The sequence below is a fragment of the Pseudoflavonifractor sp. An85 genome (assembly GCF_002161235.1).
Classification (GTDB): Bacteria; Bacillota; Clostridia; order Oscillospirales; family Oscillospiraceae; genus Enterenecus.
This window is the reverse complement of sequence record NZ_NFHE01000026.1, coordinates 17,537-33,799: the sequence shown is the minus strand read 5'-3', so window position 1 is coordinate 33,799 and position 16,263 is coordinate 17,537. Positions and strand designations below refer to the sequence as shown.

The window sequence follows — 16,263 nt, the reverse complement described above, 5'->3', positions numbered from 1 at the left end:
ACATGCCCCGCCTGCGGGCACTGCTTCGAGTCGCTGTTCGACGTAGGCGGCGTGGGCGTGACGGTGGCCGATCCGGACATGGCCGACGCCATCCGGGCCTTGGACGCGGACGGACAGGCTATCGTCCTGCTCCATTACTTCGCCGAATGGCCTGACGGCAGGATCGGCACCCATCTCGGCATCCCCCGGTCCACGGTCCAGTTCCGCCGGAACGCCGCCCTGCGGCTCCTGCGGGACCTGCTGGAAGGGAGGTGCGGGCAATGACCTACGAAACCGTGGTCGCCGCTACCCACGGGGACCCCGTTGCCGCCGAGGAGGTGCTGGAACACTTCGACTCCGCCATCGACGGGCTGTGCACACACGCCTTCGTGGATGAGGGCGGGCACACCGAATACGGCGTGGACACGCAGATGAAGACCGAGATGCAGGGCAGGCTCCTCACCGCCATGCTCCACTTCAAACCATAAACCCAGCAAAACTGTATGATAGCAATGATGCTACATAGTATTGTGTCTTGCCGGGAGGAAGGGAGGTGGCAGGAATGGACAGGGACATACCGATCTGGGAGAAGTACACCCTCACCGTCGAGGAGGCGGCAAGGTATTTCCGCATCGGCGAGAACAAGCTGCGGCGGATGGCCGAGGCTGTGCCCACGCCCGAATGGGTCGTGATGAACGGCAACCGCATCCAGATCAAGCGCCGTATCTTCGAGCGGATGATAGACGCGACCGACGCAATCTAACGAACGCGATCTAAACAATCAAATCTTTCAAAAGGGCCTTGGATATGCTATAATACGCTTGGCATATCAAGGCTCTTTCCGTGTCGGAAAGGAGCATCTGCATGTCAATGAAACGACGCGACCGCAGGAACCGAGTCCTGCGGACGGGAGAGAGCCAGAGAACAGACGGAAGATATGCGTTCAAATACATCGATCCCTATGGAAAACCACAGTACGTGTACTCATGGAAGCTGACCCCCACCGATCCGGTCCCCGCCGGGAAACGCGCAGGCCCCTCCCTCCGGGAGAAGGAGGAGGCAATACGGCGCGACCGTGAGGACGGCATCGACCATCTGGGCGGCAGGATGACCGTCGTCCAGCTCTACGGCTTGGAGACCACCCAGCGCGGCAACGTGCGCGACGGCACCAAGGCCGGACGGGACTGGTTCATGCGCAAGCTGAAGGAAGACCCCCTCGGGGCCATGCCCATCGGGAACGTGAGGCCCTGCGACGCGAAGGCGTGGGCCGTCCGCATGAAGGAGAACGGGATGGCCTACCAGACCATCGGGCATGGGAAACGCGCCCTCAACGCCGCGTTCCACACCGCCGTCCAGAACGACTTCATCCGCCGCAACCCCTTCGGATTCCGGTTGAACGAGGTCATCGAGGACGACACCACGCCCAAGGTGCCGCTCACCCCCGCGCAGACGGAAAGCCTGCTGGACTTCATGCGGGGCGACAAGGTGTACGGGAAATACACGGACGATCTCACCATCCTGCTCGGCACCGGGCTTCGCATCTCCGAACTGTGCGGGCTGACCGAGCCGGACATCGACTTCGACGCCATGGCGGTCAACGTGGACCACCAACTGCTGCGGGGCAAGAAGCGAGGCTGCTACATCGCCCCGCCCAAGACCGAGAGCGGGTACCGGCGCATCCCCATGAGCCAGCAGGTCGCCGGGGCGTTCCGCCGTGTGATCGCCCGCAATGCGGGCGTGAAGTCCCCAACCATCGACGGATACACCGGCTTCCTGTTCCTCAACGGCAGGGGGAACCCGAGGACGTGCGACAGCTACGACAACATGTTTCGAGGACTCGCGGAGAAATACGACCGGACTCACGATGAGCCGCTGCCGAGGCCCATGACGCCCCACACCCTGCGGCACACGTTCTGCACCACAATGGCGAACCGTGGCATGAACCCGAAGGCGTTGCAGTACATCATGGGCCACGCCAGCATCACTATGACGCTGAATTACTACGCGCACGCGGACTTCGCCAGCGCAATGGCTGAAATGGCGCGGCTTACGGGCTGATCGTTTTACTACTTCCCATACTGCTTTCCATGGTAGAAACCCGAGAAAATAGGGGATCATTCGTGACCGTCTTCCGTATGTGAAAATGCCGGGAAGCCCCGAAAACACTGGCTTCACCGGCATTCAAGAATTTTCAGAAACCCAGAAAAAACACCTACCGGTTTCTTTAAAGGAAAACGGATGGTCACAGATGCAATATAACAAATTGAATCTATTTTTTGTCCAAGCATGGAGAAAGTATAAAGACTGGTCTGTGACATATTTTCAAAAGAATTTCATGGAAATTCTGGCTACAGATGTTTCTACTTTTACTTTATATAAATTATTGATGGCCTATTCCTACTTTACGCAGCGGAAACTGACCCCTGATTTTGAAATATACCCTCAGAAAGAGGAAATGCTTCATAGATTAGAGTCCCTGTTATCTCACTTACTCCCCTCTCCAATTACAAATTATTGGGATCGGTTGAAAAATTATGGGTTAAACATCGAAAACATCTCCGATAAAGAACCATCCTATATTGGTGCGTCTGCCGGCTGTGGTTTTTCCCTGGACGGATGTGAACATGAGGTCGAGCTTTACTTTTTTGATGGATCCAATACGGAAAATGTATCAACAAGTGAAAATTTAAAAAACATCATGTCCAACCGGCCATTATCGTTATATTTCAATGAAATTACAAAAATTGAAAACGCAATTAGTGATTATGCTTATCATGACGGGCTTTTGTTGTGCAATTATTCCAATCACCCAGCCAAAGACGCTTTACTGAAAGCTTTTTATTCTCATAACTAACCCAATAGATATCGGCTACATATTCGTGCATCAAACAAAACACTATAAGGTTTCCTTCCCCTCCTTCGCGTGTATAGGTGTGGTGCAGATGGTGGAACTGTAGCTTGGACAGCCCTGCTCGCTTCAGCACTCGCAGGATATATGATCTGATCTGGGCAAAGCTCCTATCCTTGCACTAGTCAGGTCATCCCCCCCTTAAACATCAGGGAGCTGGACCGCGCCGTCTTGAGATATTTCCACATTTATGTTATACTTGGTATAATAAGTCTAAATGCGTTGTGTCCACGATATAGACTGTAAAAATGCTTATAAAGCTTGGAAATTTATAGATTTAATTATAGAATCCCTCACAGTCCGCATTCCGGGCAACGCTGACATACTTCCTGACCAAGTACTATTCGTGGTAAATCGCAACCATCGGGAATACGGAGAAGCGGTTCCGGATCTTTTGACAGACTTTGACCCCTGTCATGTCCGGTATATTGATCTCCAAAATAATACACCCCATGGATTTTAAAGCTAAAAGTGAACGTACGTCTTTGGGTTTGTGTATGCAAAAACCTCATATTGTTTTCTTCAAAAATACAGAGGTCTCAATAAAGCGAGGAATTTAGGTATGCGTCGAATCACCGGAATATTGGCAGGGGTATTTTTGCTTTTGGGAATGGTGGCCCTGCTTTATAATCCCCTATCGACCTGGGTAGCACAGCACCATATGGATAGAGAGATAACTGTATTTGAACAAGTAATAGAACGTGCACAGGAGCAGTCTCCAGCGCAAGAAGCCGAATCCGCAAATGCGTATCAGAACTTGCTGGAGGAAATGCAAAACTACAATCAGAAGTTATATGAAAGCGGGCAAAGCGGTTTGACCGATGCCTGGAGCTACGAACAAGCGGCGTTCGATTTCACGGAGTACGGACTGTCCACAGATGTGATAGGCGTTTTGCATATTCCTGCCATGGGCGAGGAATTGCCCGTCTATCTGGGAGCAACAGAAGAGAATATGGCAAAAGGTGTTGCCGTTTTAGGGCAAACCAGTATGCCCGTAGGTGGTGTGAATACCAACTGCGTCATTGCCGGCCATCGTGGATATGGCGGTGTCGCCTTCTTTCGAGAAATTGAGGTGCTGCAGCCTGGAGATTCTGTCTATCTGACCACCTATTGGGGACAGAAGACATATCAGGTGGAGAGTACCGACATCATTCTTCCCGATGACATTGATGCGGTGCTGATTCAAGAGGGCAGGGAACTGTTGACACTGGTGACCTGTCATCCCTACACCGAGGGTACCTATCGCTATGTGGTATACTGCACGGCAGTAGAAGACGATGCGTCAGACGATGCGCCCATTGGTGGCACACAGATTCCCAATGCGGCGGAGTCCGACACTTCCCATACGGAACATTCATCCAGCCAAAGAAGGATTCAACTGGAGCAGTGGCTGCCCTTATTGGCGATTCCACTGATGATGCTGGCCATAGGGCTGCTGTTGTGGCCCCGGAAAAAGGAGAGGCGATCTCCAGGGAAGGAAAAGGAACATGATGATAAAAAGTAAACGCTATAAATATTTAGCCCTGGTTGTGGCGCTCTTCCTGGTGGTGCAGATGCTACCCATGAGCGTCCTGGCAGAGTGCGTGGGAACGACGTCCTCCAACACAACCCAGGACACAGCTGGAGACGTTCCACCCCAGACGGACTGGGAGGGAACAGGGGAACTGAACCCCGACGGTACGCCGGTCACTGCAGAGCAGGGAGACACCCCGGAAAACAGCGGTGCGGGCGTGACCTTGCCGGAGAATGAGACCCAGCAGCCTGCCACTTACACCTTGACCCTGGATCTGGACGGCGGTCAGGTCAACGGCCTGCAAGGCTCGGGATGGAGCCAGTCCGCCAGCCAGAGCGATCAGTGGACTCACTCGGTCACCGAGTCCCAGGCGGGAGATGGCGTAAACATCACCACCGATGGCACTCTGGGGGAGCTGCTCCCCAACAAGCCATACCGGGCTGGGTATGACTTTGTAGGCTGGAAGATTGGGGAGATGACGGATGACACCGGTACCCAGACTGTGAACATTCGGGCAGACAGCACCATCACCGCCCAGTGGAAGGTCGCCACCTACACCGCCACCTTCCAGTCCGGCGCACAAACAATCTGGAAGGTGAACGTCCCCTACGGGTCCACCCTGTGGGTGGAGCCCAACACCCCCTGGACAGACGAAGGTGTGGAATGGGATGACAACGATACCGCCACCGTGGATATCCCTGTGGGAGACACAGAGCATACAGGTGCCCTAGTGACTCGTCACGTAGCGGAAGACAACCATTACTACTATACGTTTACCATTGACAGCGTGCCCTACTTTACATACGGCGGAGCCACACCCACCCAGAACGGGTACCACTTTACCACCTGGAAGATGACATCCGGCGGCAGCGGCGGCTTTACCGTGCTCCAGAACACCACTTTTACCGCCCAATTCCAGGCAAAAAAGTCCTATGTGTTCAACGTATATTTTTATTATGAGAACGGTACCAAAGCGGGCAACACCCTCGCCATTACCAAAACCGAAGCTGACATCAATGACAGAACGTTGACCTTTGATGTCCTGATTCCTGAAATCTCGCATTACACGGCCAGCCCCAACCAAAAAGACGGCGTTACTTGGAATGGAAGTACCGCGACCGTGGATATCGATACGGTATTTGGCGCAGACAATACATCCGCCACCAACTTTCTGGCCCTGACCATCATTTATATGCCAGCTCCCATCCAGTATAAGGTGGAGTATTACCAGCAGTCGGTGAACCATGCACAAGATTACACATTGGTGGGCACCATCAGTGGGAAAAACACCGTATACGGTAGCAGGGTCTCCATCCAAGACCAGCCGGATTTTGAAGGTGTAAGCTTTGAAGGCTTTCAGGTTCGGGCAGACTCTCAGTCTGCTGTCAACGAAGGCGTGATGCTTCGGGACGAGACTCCAAACATTGATTTTAACCAAGACGGAACCATCGCCACCATCAAGATCTACTACGACCGGGCCAGCTACTTCATATACTTCCAAACTGGTACCACCGAGGTGCAGATCGACCCCATCAAAGTCCAATACGGATCGAAGCTTCCCAATTTGAGCGACAAATTCGATGAGCTCACCCGCGAGGGTTATGCGAAAGTTGAGGAACAAGACATCGACTGGTATCGGCTGGGTGAGTCGGGCGAATTAGTAGCAATCGACACTGCGGATGCTGACAAGACAATGCCAGCCTATGATCTGTACGCCGTGGTGAGATGGACCCCAGCCACCACCTCCATCCGTCTGGTCTATTGGTTGGAGAGCCGAAACTCCGCCAGCTTCCAAAACGCCTATACCGAAACCATTCAGGGCGTCACCACCGAGGCAGAATTGAGGGTAAGCCTGAATGGAGACGTGACCATCAGCGGTACGGGCTGGCCAAGCGAAAGCAACGGCAACACTGTGGTGTCCGAAGGTTTTCAATCGTTGATCTCCAGCCATTATGGAACCGATGGAGACTACACCACATTCTTCTCTTACAGTGAGGCCAACACCAAGACCAGCCCCGGCAACGTGGCAAACGCCCAGGATACAGGATCCGGCAACGTGACAGACGGCGCCATCACCACGGACTCCTACACGGTGAAGGTCAACGGCGACGGCACCACCACCATCAACATTTATTATACCCGCAACCTGTATACCCTGGAATTTGTGCTGGCCAGACAAAACGGCAACAACCTTCAGGTGGCCTACAATACCACCGGTTCCTTTGGCGACTCCCAATGGACGGATGTGGGAACAAGTAGCTTTGCCTTTACGGACTTTCCGGCAGAGGATGGTGTGACCACAACAACAAATGGTGGAGACTATGGCGATTTGACGGTACAGAAAACCTACCGGATTACCGAGTCCATGGACCGGGACTCCCGTTCCGCTGTGGGACGCTATGGTACCAAGACCATTTCTACTACCACTGGGCGGCAAACAACAAACTACACCTGCTACGTCTACACCCTCACCGCCCGGTTCGAGGCGGATATCTCCGCCCTTTGGCCCACGGTGGAAAATATCAATGGAACGTATCATAATTACACATATATTAGCCAGGGTACAGACGCCGACAGCTACTACCGCAATGTGTTCACTCAGGGGAGCACCCAGAAAAATATCTTGAATGTTTATTCCACCATGGACTTGAATGTGGTGGCCGAGGGTAACAGTAAAACTAATTGGAAGGCCACGGCAGACAGCGGTAACGGAACGGTCGCCCATCAGATGGTGGCCTATTGGGCCAGCAACGCTTCGGAGTACTACTACTACTTCCTCTACGAGGTGCTGGATACCACTGTTTCTGTCTCCGACACCAACGTGACGCCTTTTTCTCCTGATACGGCGAACTACAGTGACTATTCGGATGGGCAGTATGTTTCCTGGAACGGAACGGTATATGTGTATTCCTCTGACTTCGATACCCAGTATTCCTCATCCAATCGATCCGGCCAGAACCAGCCATCCCGCCAAGGTTTTACTTCCGTGGGAAAAAGCTATTCGGGACTTGATAGTAGTACAGGCGGCAGCATTTACTTCTTCTACACCCGGGAGACATATACCCTGGACATCCAGAATGTGGATGACAGATACATCATCCCCTCAGAGCTTCTGGATACCGAATTTTCCTGTCTGTCCCAGTACGAGGAAGGTGCCAAAACTCTGAAAGAGCTGGGCTGGGAGTCGGTCAATGCCGATGGAATGGCTTCCATCCGCTATGGTGGCTACCTGATCCCCCTGAGTGAGGATGAAATCATCACCTGGCTCACCGATGAAACTGGCGGCAAGCTGGCGTACCCCTATCAGTCCGCTGGGGAGAACCAGTACTATTTCTGGCGCTGGTACCGCAACCAGAAGCAGACAATTCATGTGGAATGGGAAACCGACAACGATATGAGGACCATGACCTCCAACAAGACCTTGTATGCCGGTTGGTTTACCCCTCGGTACACCACCTCTTATGTGCTCAATGGCGGCACCTGGACGGACAGCATCGACTACACCCTGACCACCAGCCAGACCAACGATGGCCACTCGGTCTACATCTATTATCCCCATCAGGCCGAGACGCCGGACGCCCCCCTCTATTGGTATGTCCAAAGCAAAGACAGCGACAGACTCTTCGTGAATACCCTGTATGTCTGCGAGGTTGTCGATGTGGCCCATAAGGATGGAACGGGGAACCATTGGGTGCTGAACGAAAATCTCACGGTTGAGGAAATGCTCAAAAACAGCAGCGTGGACCTCCAGGGAACCCGCCTGGTGGATCACTATTACTGCTACATGGGCAAGGGATCTGCGTATAACCATGATTACTACATCAACATCAATGCCGCCGTCAACACGGTGTTGGCAGAGCCCACGGAGCCAGCCCGCACAGGCTATACCTTTAACGGATGGTTTTACTTTGACGATGCACCTACATCCGGAGACAAGACTTACCTGAAGGATGTGCTGACAAGCAGTCAGAGCCTGGACTCCTACGCAGAGGACTATGTGTATCTCAATCATGTGGGAGACGCCTTCCTCCTGTACGAGGATGAAAACGGCGAGCTGTTCTACTACCCGGAGCAGACCGGCTATCGCTTCAGCTACACCAACGATGCTTCCGTTGTGGTCCGTGACTTGCAGCTTTATGCAGCCTGGGAGCCCAAAGGGGACGCAAAGGCATTTGTCTACCATCTGGTGGAAAAAAATGCTGTAGAGGACGGAATAAACAGCTTTACGCCAAAGGGCGGAAGCTCAATCGCAATCGGTAGCAATGGCACCATCACCATCGGCGACACAGAGTATTACATCCTGTCCACGGAAGAATTGGCCAACTTGTACACCGGCAGCACCTATACCCAGACAGCCTGGGAATATTGCACGGACAACGTTGGGTCCAAATGGCTTCCCACCCAGGCAATCATTGATTTGTACGCCGATTCCCGAACCCAGACCATTGCCGGCGATGATCTGGCGTCGGTGACCGGGAACACTTACCGGGTGGAACAATCGGACGGGTCGTACACCTACTATGCTTTCTTTGTTTACAATGCCACCGATGAAGTGGTTTACAACATCTACGCCATCGACTTGTCCGTGGCGGTGGCGGAGGGGGTTCTGGACTCCTACCAGGACACCTTTGATCGTTCGTTCCAGGTGGATACTACGGCTCCCTATTTCCTGAGTGTGGAGCAAAAATCAGTGAAAGTAAGCAGCATTGAGTCAACGTTTGTGGTGGAAAACGCTCCCCCTGTCAGCGGATACACCGTCTATCAGGATTGGAGCCAAGAGTTGCAGCTCCAGACGGATACAGCTGCCAACAACATTTTCTTTTACTACGTCAGGGACAGCGCACAAATCAGCTACTCCATCACCTACTACCTGATGGTGGATGGCAGCTACTCACCGAAGGACACAGTGACCATCAGCAACATCCCAGCCGTCAGCGGCGAGATCATCTCCCTGACCGATATGGCATCCACCTATGACCGACTGCTGACCATGGCCCAGACCTACAGCACCTATTCTGGCAGTACCAATGAGGCCCAGAAATCTCTGTATGATCGCTACAAAGAGATGACCGTCACCTTGACACAGGACGGGACAACCACCACCTTTACCGTGGATGCAACTAACCATGATACGCTGGTTCTTTCGGACATCGCCCAGTTGCATCTGGACTACTACGTGGACGACTGGTCTCCCTCCGGCAACAGCCTGGTGGTGTCCGACGGTACGGAAGTGGATGTTTATCTGGCCACAGCCCAACTGATCATACAAAAGGTGGACGCCAGCCAAGTACCCCTGGCAGGCGCGGAGTTCAAATTGGAGCGGCTGGTGGAGAATTCCAACGGACCGATTTTGCATGACGGTAAAAGTTATGCTGTGGACACAACCTTCAAAGCCGTGACAGCCACCTCCGGCACGGACGGAAAGGCTATCTTCTATAATCTGAGTGCCCAAGTGTCGGAAGATGGAAATGGATACCTGTATCGCCTGACCGAGACCCAAGCCCCCAAGGGATATAACCGTTTGGCAGAGCCCATGTATATTACCGCTCCCTACACCGTAGGGGAGAAGACCTACTACACGGTGACCTACACCGTGGTCAACTCGGGCATCCCCTATCTGCCCGGTTCCGGAATCTTCGGCGGGGTGTACACCACCATGTTCCTGGGGGTGGGCCTGATGTCCACCGCCGCCGTATACGGTATGGTGACATCTTCCCGCCGCAGAAAAAAACATTCCTAACGTAGCTGGAGAGGGCAGACGCGGTCCCTCTCCACTGGAAATTAAACACCAGAACATCCAAGTATCTCAATGAATGGAGAAAGTGAGGAAAAAGTTATGAAACACAAACTAGGGATACGGCTCTTCGCCGCAGGCATGGCTCTGGTCATGGCCTTGGGTCTGCTGGGCACCAGTGCACTGGCGGCAGGCACCGTAAATTCGGTAAAGGAAAAGACGGGAACCAACGGCCAAATCGTGGTCACAGTCTATGACCAGAATCCCGGCAATGCGGGAACCGGTGCTCCAATCACGGAGGGCCTGAGCAACCCTGTGGAAGGCGTGGGCATCAACGCCCTGCGTATCGGTTCTGTGGTAGAACTGACCAGCACCGATACCAACAACAAAGTTACCACCCAGGTGGCTTTTGGGCTGAGCGATAACATCTGCACCCTGCTGGGATTGGTGCCCGCAAACGCCATTGCCAGCCAGAATGGCACCCACTACTTTGCCCCCGAGGATGTACAAACGGCCGTGGCTCTTGAAGCCAATCAGGCAACCATTGAGGCGCATCTGAATGATGAAGATAACAGGGCTGAAAGTCTGGTGACACGCGCCACCGGCGTTGCCACCTTTGACAATTTGAACTATGGCCTGTATCTGCTGGCCAAGAGCGAGCTGCCTGCTGACGCCACCACCGACCTGGTGCCCTTCCTGGTATCTGTGCCCATGTATGTCAACAACGCTTGGACCAACACCGTGTACGCCTACCCCAAGGTGCGCACAGATGATATTACCATCAGCAAAACCGTGGACGATCAGGACGGCACTGCCTATGCGGATGGAGATATCTACGTCAACGCCGGCCAGACTTTGAAGTATACGGTCACCACCACCATCCCGGCGGCAGCCACCGGAAACGGGTCCGCCAACGGCTTTACCAGTTTTGCCATCACCGATACCAACACCAGCAGCACATTGGACATTGACACAAATTCTGTGCAAGTGAAGTTGGGTGAGACTGTTCTCACAAAAGACACCCAGTATACGGTTTCTTATACGGGCAGCGTCCTCACCATTACCCTGACTAATACCCAAACAACAGGCGGTCTGGCCGCTCTGAATGCGAACCTGAGCACCGAGCAGACCATTACCGTTACTTACAACGCTGCGGTGGCCACGGATGTGGCCTTCTCCAGCAAACTCACCAACACCGCAAAAGCCACCTATCAGCGCGAAGGTATGGGAAACAGCGCCGACACACAGGAGGCCAAGGTGGACCTGTATACGTATGGCATCGATCTGACCAAGACCCTGTCGGACGCCAACGACACCATTTCCCCAAACACAATTTCCTTTGAGTTATACAAAGACAACCAAGGGCAGTTAGGCGCCAAAATTCCTGTGGCATCCGGCACCGGTAGCTACTGGATGGCAGCCACGGAGGAGACCTCTCCTGTTGTCATGTATGTGGGCACCGATGGTGCGCTGAAGCTCTACGGCCTGGAGCCGGGTACCTATCACTTGAAAGAGACTGCCACCATGGATGGTTACACCCTGTTGGATGCACCCATTACCATTGTCATTACTGCAACGAATGCTTCTCAAGACGGCGAGGTCACTGCCACTGCCACCGTCAACGGCGACAACGCTCAGGTGACCAATGGTCTGGTATCCCTCTCCGTGGAGAACACCAAGAACGATTCCGGCTTCAACCTGCCCCAGACCGGCGGCGCAGGCACCCTGCTACTCACTGCTGTTGGATTGGGTCTGCTATCCATCGGCGTGATTCTGCTGGCTATGTACCGCAAGAAGGGGAACCGCTAATTCCAAGCCTATTAACCGGAAGGAGTAACCAAGTGAGGGGGCATTAGCTCCCTCACTTGGCATCATCACATATGAAACGATTCGCTGCGCCTGTTCTCATCGCTCTGATATTCCTGGTGGGGGGTGGATTCGTCCTCTATCCCCTGGTGAGCAACGCTCTTTATGAAAAAAATCAATCCCGCGTTCTAGCCCAATATGATGAAGCCATGGAACAGGTCCAGCAGGAGCAGCTGGATGCCGAGTTCCAGGCCGCCCAGGAGTACAACCGCTCCTTGTTGGAAGGAGAGGTGTACCTCACAGACCCCTTTGACCCGGACCTGGTGCAGGACCCTACCGAGGAACCCTACTCCTCTCTGCTCAATGTGGAGGGGGACGGCATGATGGGGTATGTGGAAATCCCCAAAATCGACGTTTATCTTCCGGTCTATCACGGTACCACGAAGAACGTGCTGGAAACAGGTGTGGGACATTTGCAAAATACATCCCTCCCCGTGGGCGGAGAGAGTACCCATGCGGTACTCACCGGCCACACCGGATTGTCCGGGAAGCGGCTGTTCACCGATTTGTCGCAACTCGTGGTGGAGGACGTATTTTACATCCATGTACTGGGTCAGGTGTTGGCGTATCAGGTGGAGCAGATCTACATTGTGGAGCCGGATGACACCGAGCACCTGGTGGTACAGCAGGGCCGTGACCTGGCGACCCTGGTCACCTGTCACCCCTACGGAATCAATACTCATCGACTGTTAGTGCAGGGAACCCGAATTCCATATGAGCAGGCGCTGGAACAGCAACAAATACAGGGCGATCTGTCCCAGGGGACAAGCGTGTGGGAAACAGAATACCGGAAAGCAATCATTATCTGTCTGGCCGTCTATATTCCCCTGACCACAATCGTGGCCTTCGTGCTGTTGCGGCGCCGAAAAAAACAAAGTCATTGAGTGTCAGAAAATCATAAACACACTTGTATTCCGGCAACTACTGCCGAAATACAAGTGTGTTTTGTTTCTAATCATCCAAGCTACAAAATCGTTTTCATAAACCTTTCTTTTCTTCCCACAAATCTCAATTTGTCCGAAGACGATTGTCCTGTGCGTCGCCTTCTTTGTAATGACACAGCATACCACGAAAAACTGGAATATCCCGGGGACACGGGCAGCGTTCGGAGAAAGTAATCATTTGAGGGTAGTTGGTATGGATGTGAGATTACAGCGCTTTCGTATATCTTCGGGTGGTTATTGTGCTTCCGTTCACAATATTCGTAACCTTGTCCTGCAATACAAAACCGTTCTTCTCCATGACTTTTGCCGAACCATAGTTGTCATCATCGCACGTAATCAGGGCCGTAGTTATCCCCAGCTTTTTCGCTTCTTCCAACGCTAACCCAAGCATGAAAGTTCCGTAACCTTTCTTCCACTCAGAAAAACGAATGCCATATCCGATATGACCGCCGTAGCGTCTCAGGCTATCGGTCAGTCTGTGGCGGATGCTTATTTCCCCTATAAAATAGTTCCGCTCCTGGTCCACCAACCAGTAGAAGTGAGAGCCGACCCTATTCGGAGGAAGGTTGCGTTCCTTTCTGTAGTTCTCGTATTTTTCAAAGATGTCATAGGCTTTAGCATCATCAAATGCGTAGGTTTCTACACCATGCATCTCATACTCATCATGGGCTTCCATGTATGATTGCAAGTATTTTTCGCAGGGTTCTACCAGAGTAATCATGGTTTGCTCTCCTTTCCTGTCACAAATATAGAGGTTATTCTCTCGGTGGGCTTTTCAAATGGCCATGATGTAAATTTGACACGGATTCCATTCATCCCACAGAGTGGGAAAGACCTCCAGTTCTTTGAAGCCCAGGGAGAGATAGAAGCGATTGGTGTCATCATACTCGGCATATTTGCCCATTTGCACGGTTTTGACCTGGATGAAGGAATACCCCAGCTGTTTGGCTGTCTTTTTTGCTGCATCAAAGAGCATTCCCCCAATACCCTTCCGGTGGTATTCCTTCCGTACTCCCATTACGGCCAACTCCACGGTGTGACGTCCGGTTTCTTTGAGATAGAGGAATCCCACGACGGTTTCTCCATCCAAAGCACAGAAAAAAGGGGTTCCCTTACTCTCGGCAATGTACTCCTCTCTGGCCTCCGGGATTCCAAACCAATCCGGGAGGGACTCCAGGATCATTCTTGCAATGGTTTCTTTCTCTTCATCACCGTAAATTTGTTTTATGTTCAACTCTGTATTCTCCATTGTCCACTCCCTTCCCCAGCTCAAAACACCTCAAAATGAAACAGATTGGGAATTTCGTGCCCACCAAAGGTTTTTATCGCCATCCGATACATGGCCTTGGCATGGATACGGTCATGCCAGAGAAAGCGGCGCAACACTTTGCGAAGGGACCAGCTTTCCCCATAGCTCCCCTCAAACACGGAATTGTTCAGAAAGTTCGGAACTTGCTCCAACTGTTCAAACCCTCTGCGACGACAATCCAAAATGCTTCCTTCATTGTTAGCATCCACTCCAATCTCACCAAAGTAATACGCATTCACGTTTTTGGTATGCTGATACATCTCCTCCGCAGTTCTGGGTACCTGCCCGTAGAACGTGGTACGTATGGGGGTGGTACTGGCTGTTTGATCTGGAATGGCCTGGTATAGTGCGAGGAAATCCGCCGCAGACTTAAGAACCAAGTGTTTGAATGCGGCGTATTCCTCCTGAGTGAGAGGCTCTTTCTCCGAGGAAAACAATACGTCGGAATCCGCATCCGCAACATCCAGAGCGCAGGCTGCATCCTGTATCATGGTCACCTGAAGGTCTTCAGGAATGACTTCTCCCTTCCACTTCAAATAGGATTGAATCTCTGCCGGCATTTTTTCCATGGCTTCATGAAGGCTTGACCCCCGGGTATAGGCACCGGGGAAATTTGCTGCATATAGCAAGGTGTCGTTTCCATTGTGCTCCCAAACACACCCAATGTTCATACAGCTTTCCCCCTCTCTTTCTCTCACACATCAAATTGAAACGTCACGGAATTTTGCCAACTCTCTTCATTGTTCAAATCCTGTTTGACCACATTTCCACCATTGCGCTGATAAAAAGACATGGCATGGGCATTATCCGGCTGACACTGGCAGGTAAAATGCTTCGCTCCTTGTGCCTTGAAATATCCTTTTACAAACTCCATCGCTTTATGGCCGATGCCACAGTTTTGAAACTTTACTTTCAAATAGAGGGATAGCAAGCGGGGAGGTTGGCTGTGATGGAGCGTGATGTAGCCAATGGCTCGCCCTTCCCGCTGTATTAAATAGACTGCATAATCTGGATTTTCAATGCGCTGGACATCTTTTTGCGTGTGCCAGTCCAGATCATACTGGTCGATCATCTCATCGGGGTAAATACCCCGGTAAGTGGTGGACCATATTTCTTTGCGCAGTTGAGCAATCACTGGAGCATCGTCCACCTGTGCCAGCAGAAACTCCACCTGGGACATCCCACACCTTCTCAAATACTCCTCCACCAACAGAGGCTGTATTTGTGGATACGTCCACTTCGTGGGCAGCTCCTCCAACAAAAGCACCTGTTCCATCTCGCTGTGCAGCTCCCCTTGGAATGTTTCGATATCTGCCACATACAACATCCCATGGCACTCTTCTCCCGATTCATTCACTCGGTTTTTACCAATCACCGAATATACACAGACTGGGTGTATGGAAAACTGTATGGCTCCCGTCTCTTCCTGCAATTCTCTTTTTGCCGTGTCCAGAATCTGCTCTCCCGGTTCTCTGTGTCCGCCAGGAAGTTCATAGGTGTCTCTCTCCCGGTGCTTACAAAACACCCACTTCCCGTTGTGTCGGGCTATGATTACCGCAAACCGCAGCAGTTCGTCATCGACATATTCATAAAAATTTACTCTCATATGGAGCACCTCACAAAATCTGTTATGTGTACCCATAGCCTCTTGATTTAGCCTTTATTGTACCAAAGTTTCCCTGGCCTCTCAACCAAAAATCCCGGATGCTTTTGCATCCGGGATTTTGAGCGTGAAGAAGTATTTTTGCCTGACACTGACGGCACTGGTGATCGTGTCCTTTCAGCCACAGATTCTCGTTAATCAAAGTAAAATAATTCTTCAAATTTCTGATCAAGGGCAATACATAAAATAAGTGCCAGTTTTGCAGTGGGACTAAACTGTCCAGTTTCAATGGAGCTAATGGTGTTACGAGAAACGCCTACCATTTCCGCAAGTTGTGCCTGCGATAGTCCCTTTTCGGCCCGTTTCTCCTTCAGTCTGTTTTTTAATATCAGCTCATCATTCATACC

The 16,263-nt window shown here is 52.1% G+C and carries 14 protein-coding genes; 9 read left to right on the top strand and 5 right to left on the bottom strand.

The genetic code is table 11. From position 1 onward, the window contains the following. From B5G37_RS11220 to B5G37_RS11175, 9 genes are all read left to right on the top strand, one after another. A partial coding sequence (locus B5G37_RS11220; RefSeq protein ID WP_204217915.1) for a sigma factor-like helix-turn-helix DNA-binding protein occupies positions 1 to 264 on the top strand: 264 nt, incomplete at its 5' end. Next, on the top strand, positions 261 to 467 hold the full coding sequence (locus tag B5G37_RS11215) for a helix-turn-helix domain-containing protein (RefSeq protein WP_087257531.1): 207 nt from the start codon (positions 261 to 263) through the stop codon (positions 465 to 467). The genes B5G37_RS11220 and B5G37_RS11215, both read left to right, overlap by 4 nt. Positions 468 to 541: 74 nt before the next feature. Next, entirely contained in the window at positions 542 to 742 is a 201-nt protein-coding gene (locus B5G37_RS11210; protein ID WP_087257530.1) for an excisionase, read from the top strand. Between the two features lie 101 nt (positions 743 to 843). Beyond that, positions 844 to 2,037, top strand: coding sequence for a site-specific integrase (locus tag B5G37_RS11205; RefSeq protein WP_087257529.1), 1,194 nt, complete (start codon positions 844 to 846; stop codon positions 2,035 to 2,037). A 79-nt stretch (positions 2,038 to 2,116) separates the two neighbouring features. Continuing rightward, the gene (locus B5G37_RS11200) at positions 2,117 to 2,833 is read left to right on the top strand and encodes a hypothetical protein (protein ID WP_143482935.1); all 717 of its coding nucleotides are present in this window, start codon (positions 2,117 to 2,119) and stop codon (positions 2,831 to 2,833) included. A 616-nt stretch (positions 2,834 to 3,449) separates the two neighbouring features. Beyond that, on the top strand, positions 3,450 to 4,391 hold the full coding sequence (locus B5G37_RS11190; protein WP_087257523.1) for a class C sortase: 942 nt from the start codon (positions 3,450 to 3,452) through the stop codon (positions 4,389 to 4,391). Then, positions 4,375 to 10,140 (top strand): prealbumin-like fold domain-containing protein, encoded by a 5,766-nt coding sequence (locus B5G37_RS11185; RefSeq protein ID WP_143482934.1) that lies wholly within the window; start codon positions 4,375 to 4,377, stop codon positions 10,138 to 10,140. Before B5G37_RS11190 ends, B5G37_RS11185 begins: the two co-directional genes overlap by 17 nt. Positions 10,141 to 10,236: 96 nt before the next feature. After that, positions 10,237 to 11,943 carry a SpaH/EbpB family LPXTG-anchored major pilin gene (locus tag B5G37_RS11180; protein WP_158099408.1) on the top strand — a complete coding sequence of 569 codons (1,707 nt, stop codon included), beginning with the start codon at positions 10,237 to 10,239 and terminating at the stop codon, positions 11,941 to 11,943. Positions 11,944 to 12,014: 71 nt separating this feature from the next. Beyond that, positions 12,015 to 12,884 carry a class C sortase gene (locus B5G37_RS11175; protein WP_087257519.1) on the top strand — a complete coding sequence of 290 codons (870 nt, stop codon included), beginning with the start codon at positions 12,015 to 12,017 and terminating at the stop codon, positions 12,882 to 12,884. Positions 12,885 to 13,149: 265 nt separating this feature from the next. Here B5G37_RS11175 and B5G37_RS11170 read toward each other — a convergent pair whose 3' ends face one another. From B5G37_RS11170 to B5G37_RS11150, 5 genes are all read right to left on the bottom strand, one after another. Continuing rightward, positions 13,150 to 13,665, bottom strand: coding sequence for a GNAT family N-acetyltransferase (locus B5G37_RS11170; RefSeq protein WP_242962875.1), 516 nt, complete (start codon positions 13,663 to 13,665; stop codon positions 13,150 to 13,152). A gap of 54 nt (positions 13,666 to 13,719) precedes the next feature. Beyond that, positions 13,720 to 14,178, bottom strand: coding sequence for a GNAT family N-acetyltransferase (locus B5G37_RS11165; protein WP_343229713.1), 459 nt, complete (start codon positions 14,176 to 14,178; stop codon positions 13,720 to 13,722). Positions 14,179 to 14,213: 35 nt separating this feature from the next. Continuing rightward, positions 14,214 to 14,924, bottom strand: a complete 711-nt coding sequence (locus tag B5G37_RS11160) for a hypothetical protein (protein WP_087257515.1) — start codon at positions 14,922 to 14,924, stop codon at positions 14,214 to 14,216. Between the two features lie 23 nt (positions 14,925 to 14,947). After that, complete coding sequence (locus tag B5G37_RS15235) at positions 14,948 to 15,895, bottom strand: GNAT family N-acetyltransferase (RefSeq protein ID WP_158099407.1); 948 nt, start codon at positions 15,893 to 15,895, stop codon at positions 14,948 to 14,950. A gap of 155 nt (positions 15,896 to 16,050) precedes the next feature. Further along, positions 16,051 to 16,260 carry a helix-turn-helix transcriptional regulator gene (locus B5G37_RS11150; protein WP_087257513.1) on the bottom strand — a complete coding sequence of 70 codons (210 nt, stop codon included), beginning with the start codon at positions 16,258 to 16,260 and terminating at the stop codon, positions 16,051 to 16,053. Positions 16,261 to 16,263: the final 3 nt, after the last annotated feature.

Coding starts and splice junctions, on each gene's coding strand:
- B5G37_RS11170 (WP_242962875.1), bottom strand. CDS start 13,665: ATGATTACTCTGGTAGAACCCTGCGAAAAATACTTGCAATCATACATG.
- B5G37_RS11180 (WP_158099408.1), top strand. CDS start 10,237: ATGAAACACAAACTAGGGATACGGCTCTTCGCCGCAGGCATGGCTCTG.
- B5G37_RS11175 (WP_087257519.1), top strand. CDS start 12,015: ATGAAACGATTCGCTGCGCCTGTTCTCATCGCTCTGATATTCCTGGTG.
- B5G37_RS11210 (WP_087257530.1), top strand. CDS start 542: ATGGACAGGGACATACCGATCTGGGAGAAGTACACCCTCACCGTCGAG.
- B5G37_RS11205 (WP_087257529.1), top strand. CDS start 844: ATGTCAATGAAACGACGCGACCGCAGGAACCGAGTCCTGCGGACGGGA.
- B5G37_RS11160 (WP_087257515.1), bottom strand. CDS start 14,924: ATGAACATTGGGTGTGTTTGGGAGCACAATGGAAACGACACCTTGCTA.
- B5G37_RS11185 (WP_143482934.1), top strand. CDS start 4,375: ATGATGATAAAAAGTAAACGCTATAAATATTTAGCCCTGGTTGTGGCG.
- B5G37_RS11215 (WP_087257531.1), top strand. CDS start 261: ATGACCTACGAAACCGTGGTCGCCGCTACCCACGGGGACCCCGTTGCC.
- B5G37_RS15235 (WP_158099407.1), bottom strand. CDS start 15,895: ATGGGTACACATAACAGATTTTGTGAGGTGCTCCATATGAGAGTAAAT.
- B5G37_RS11190 (WP_087257523.1), top strand. CDS start 3,450: ATGCGTCGAATCACCGGAATATTGGCAGGGGTATTTTTGCTTTTGGGA.
- B5G37_RS11150 (WP_087257513.1), bottom strand. CDS start 16,260: ATGAATGATGAGCTGATATTAAAAAACAGACTGAAGGAGAAACGGGCC.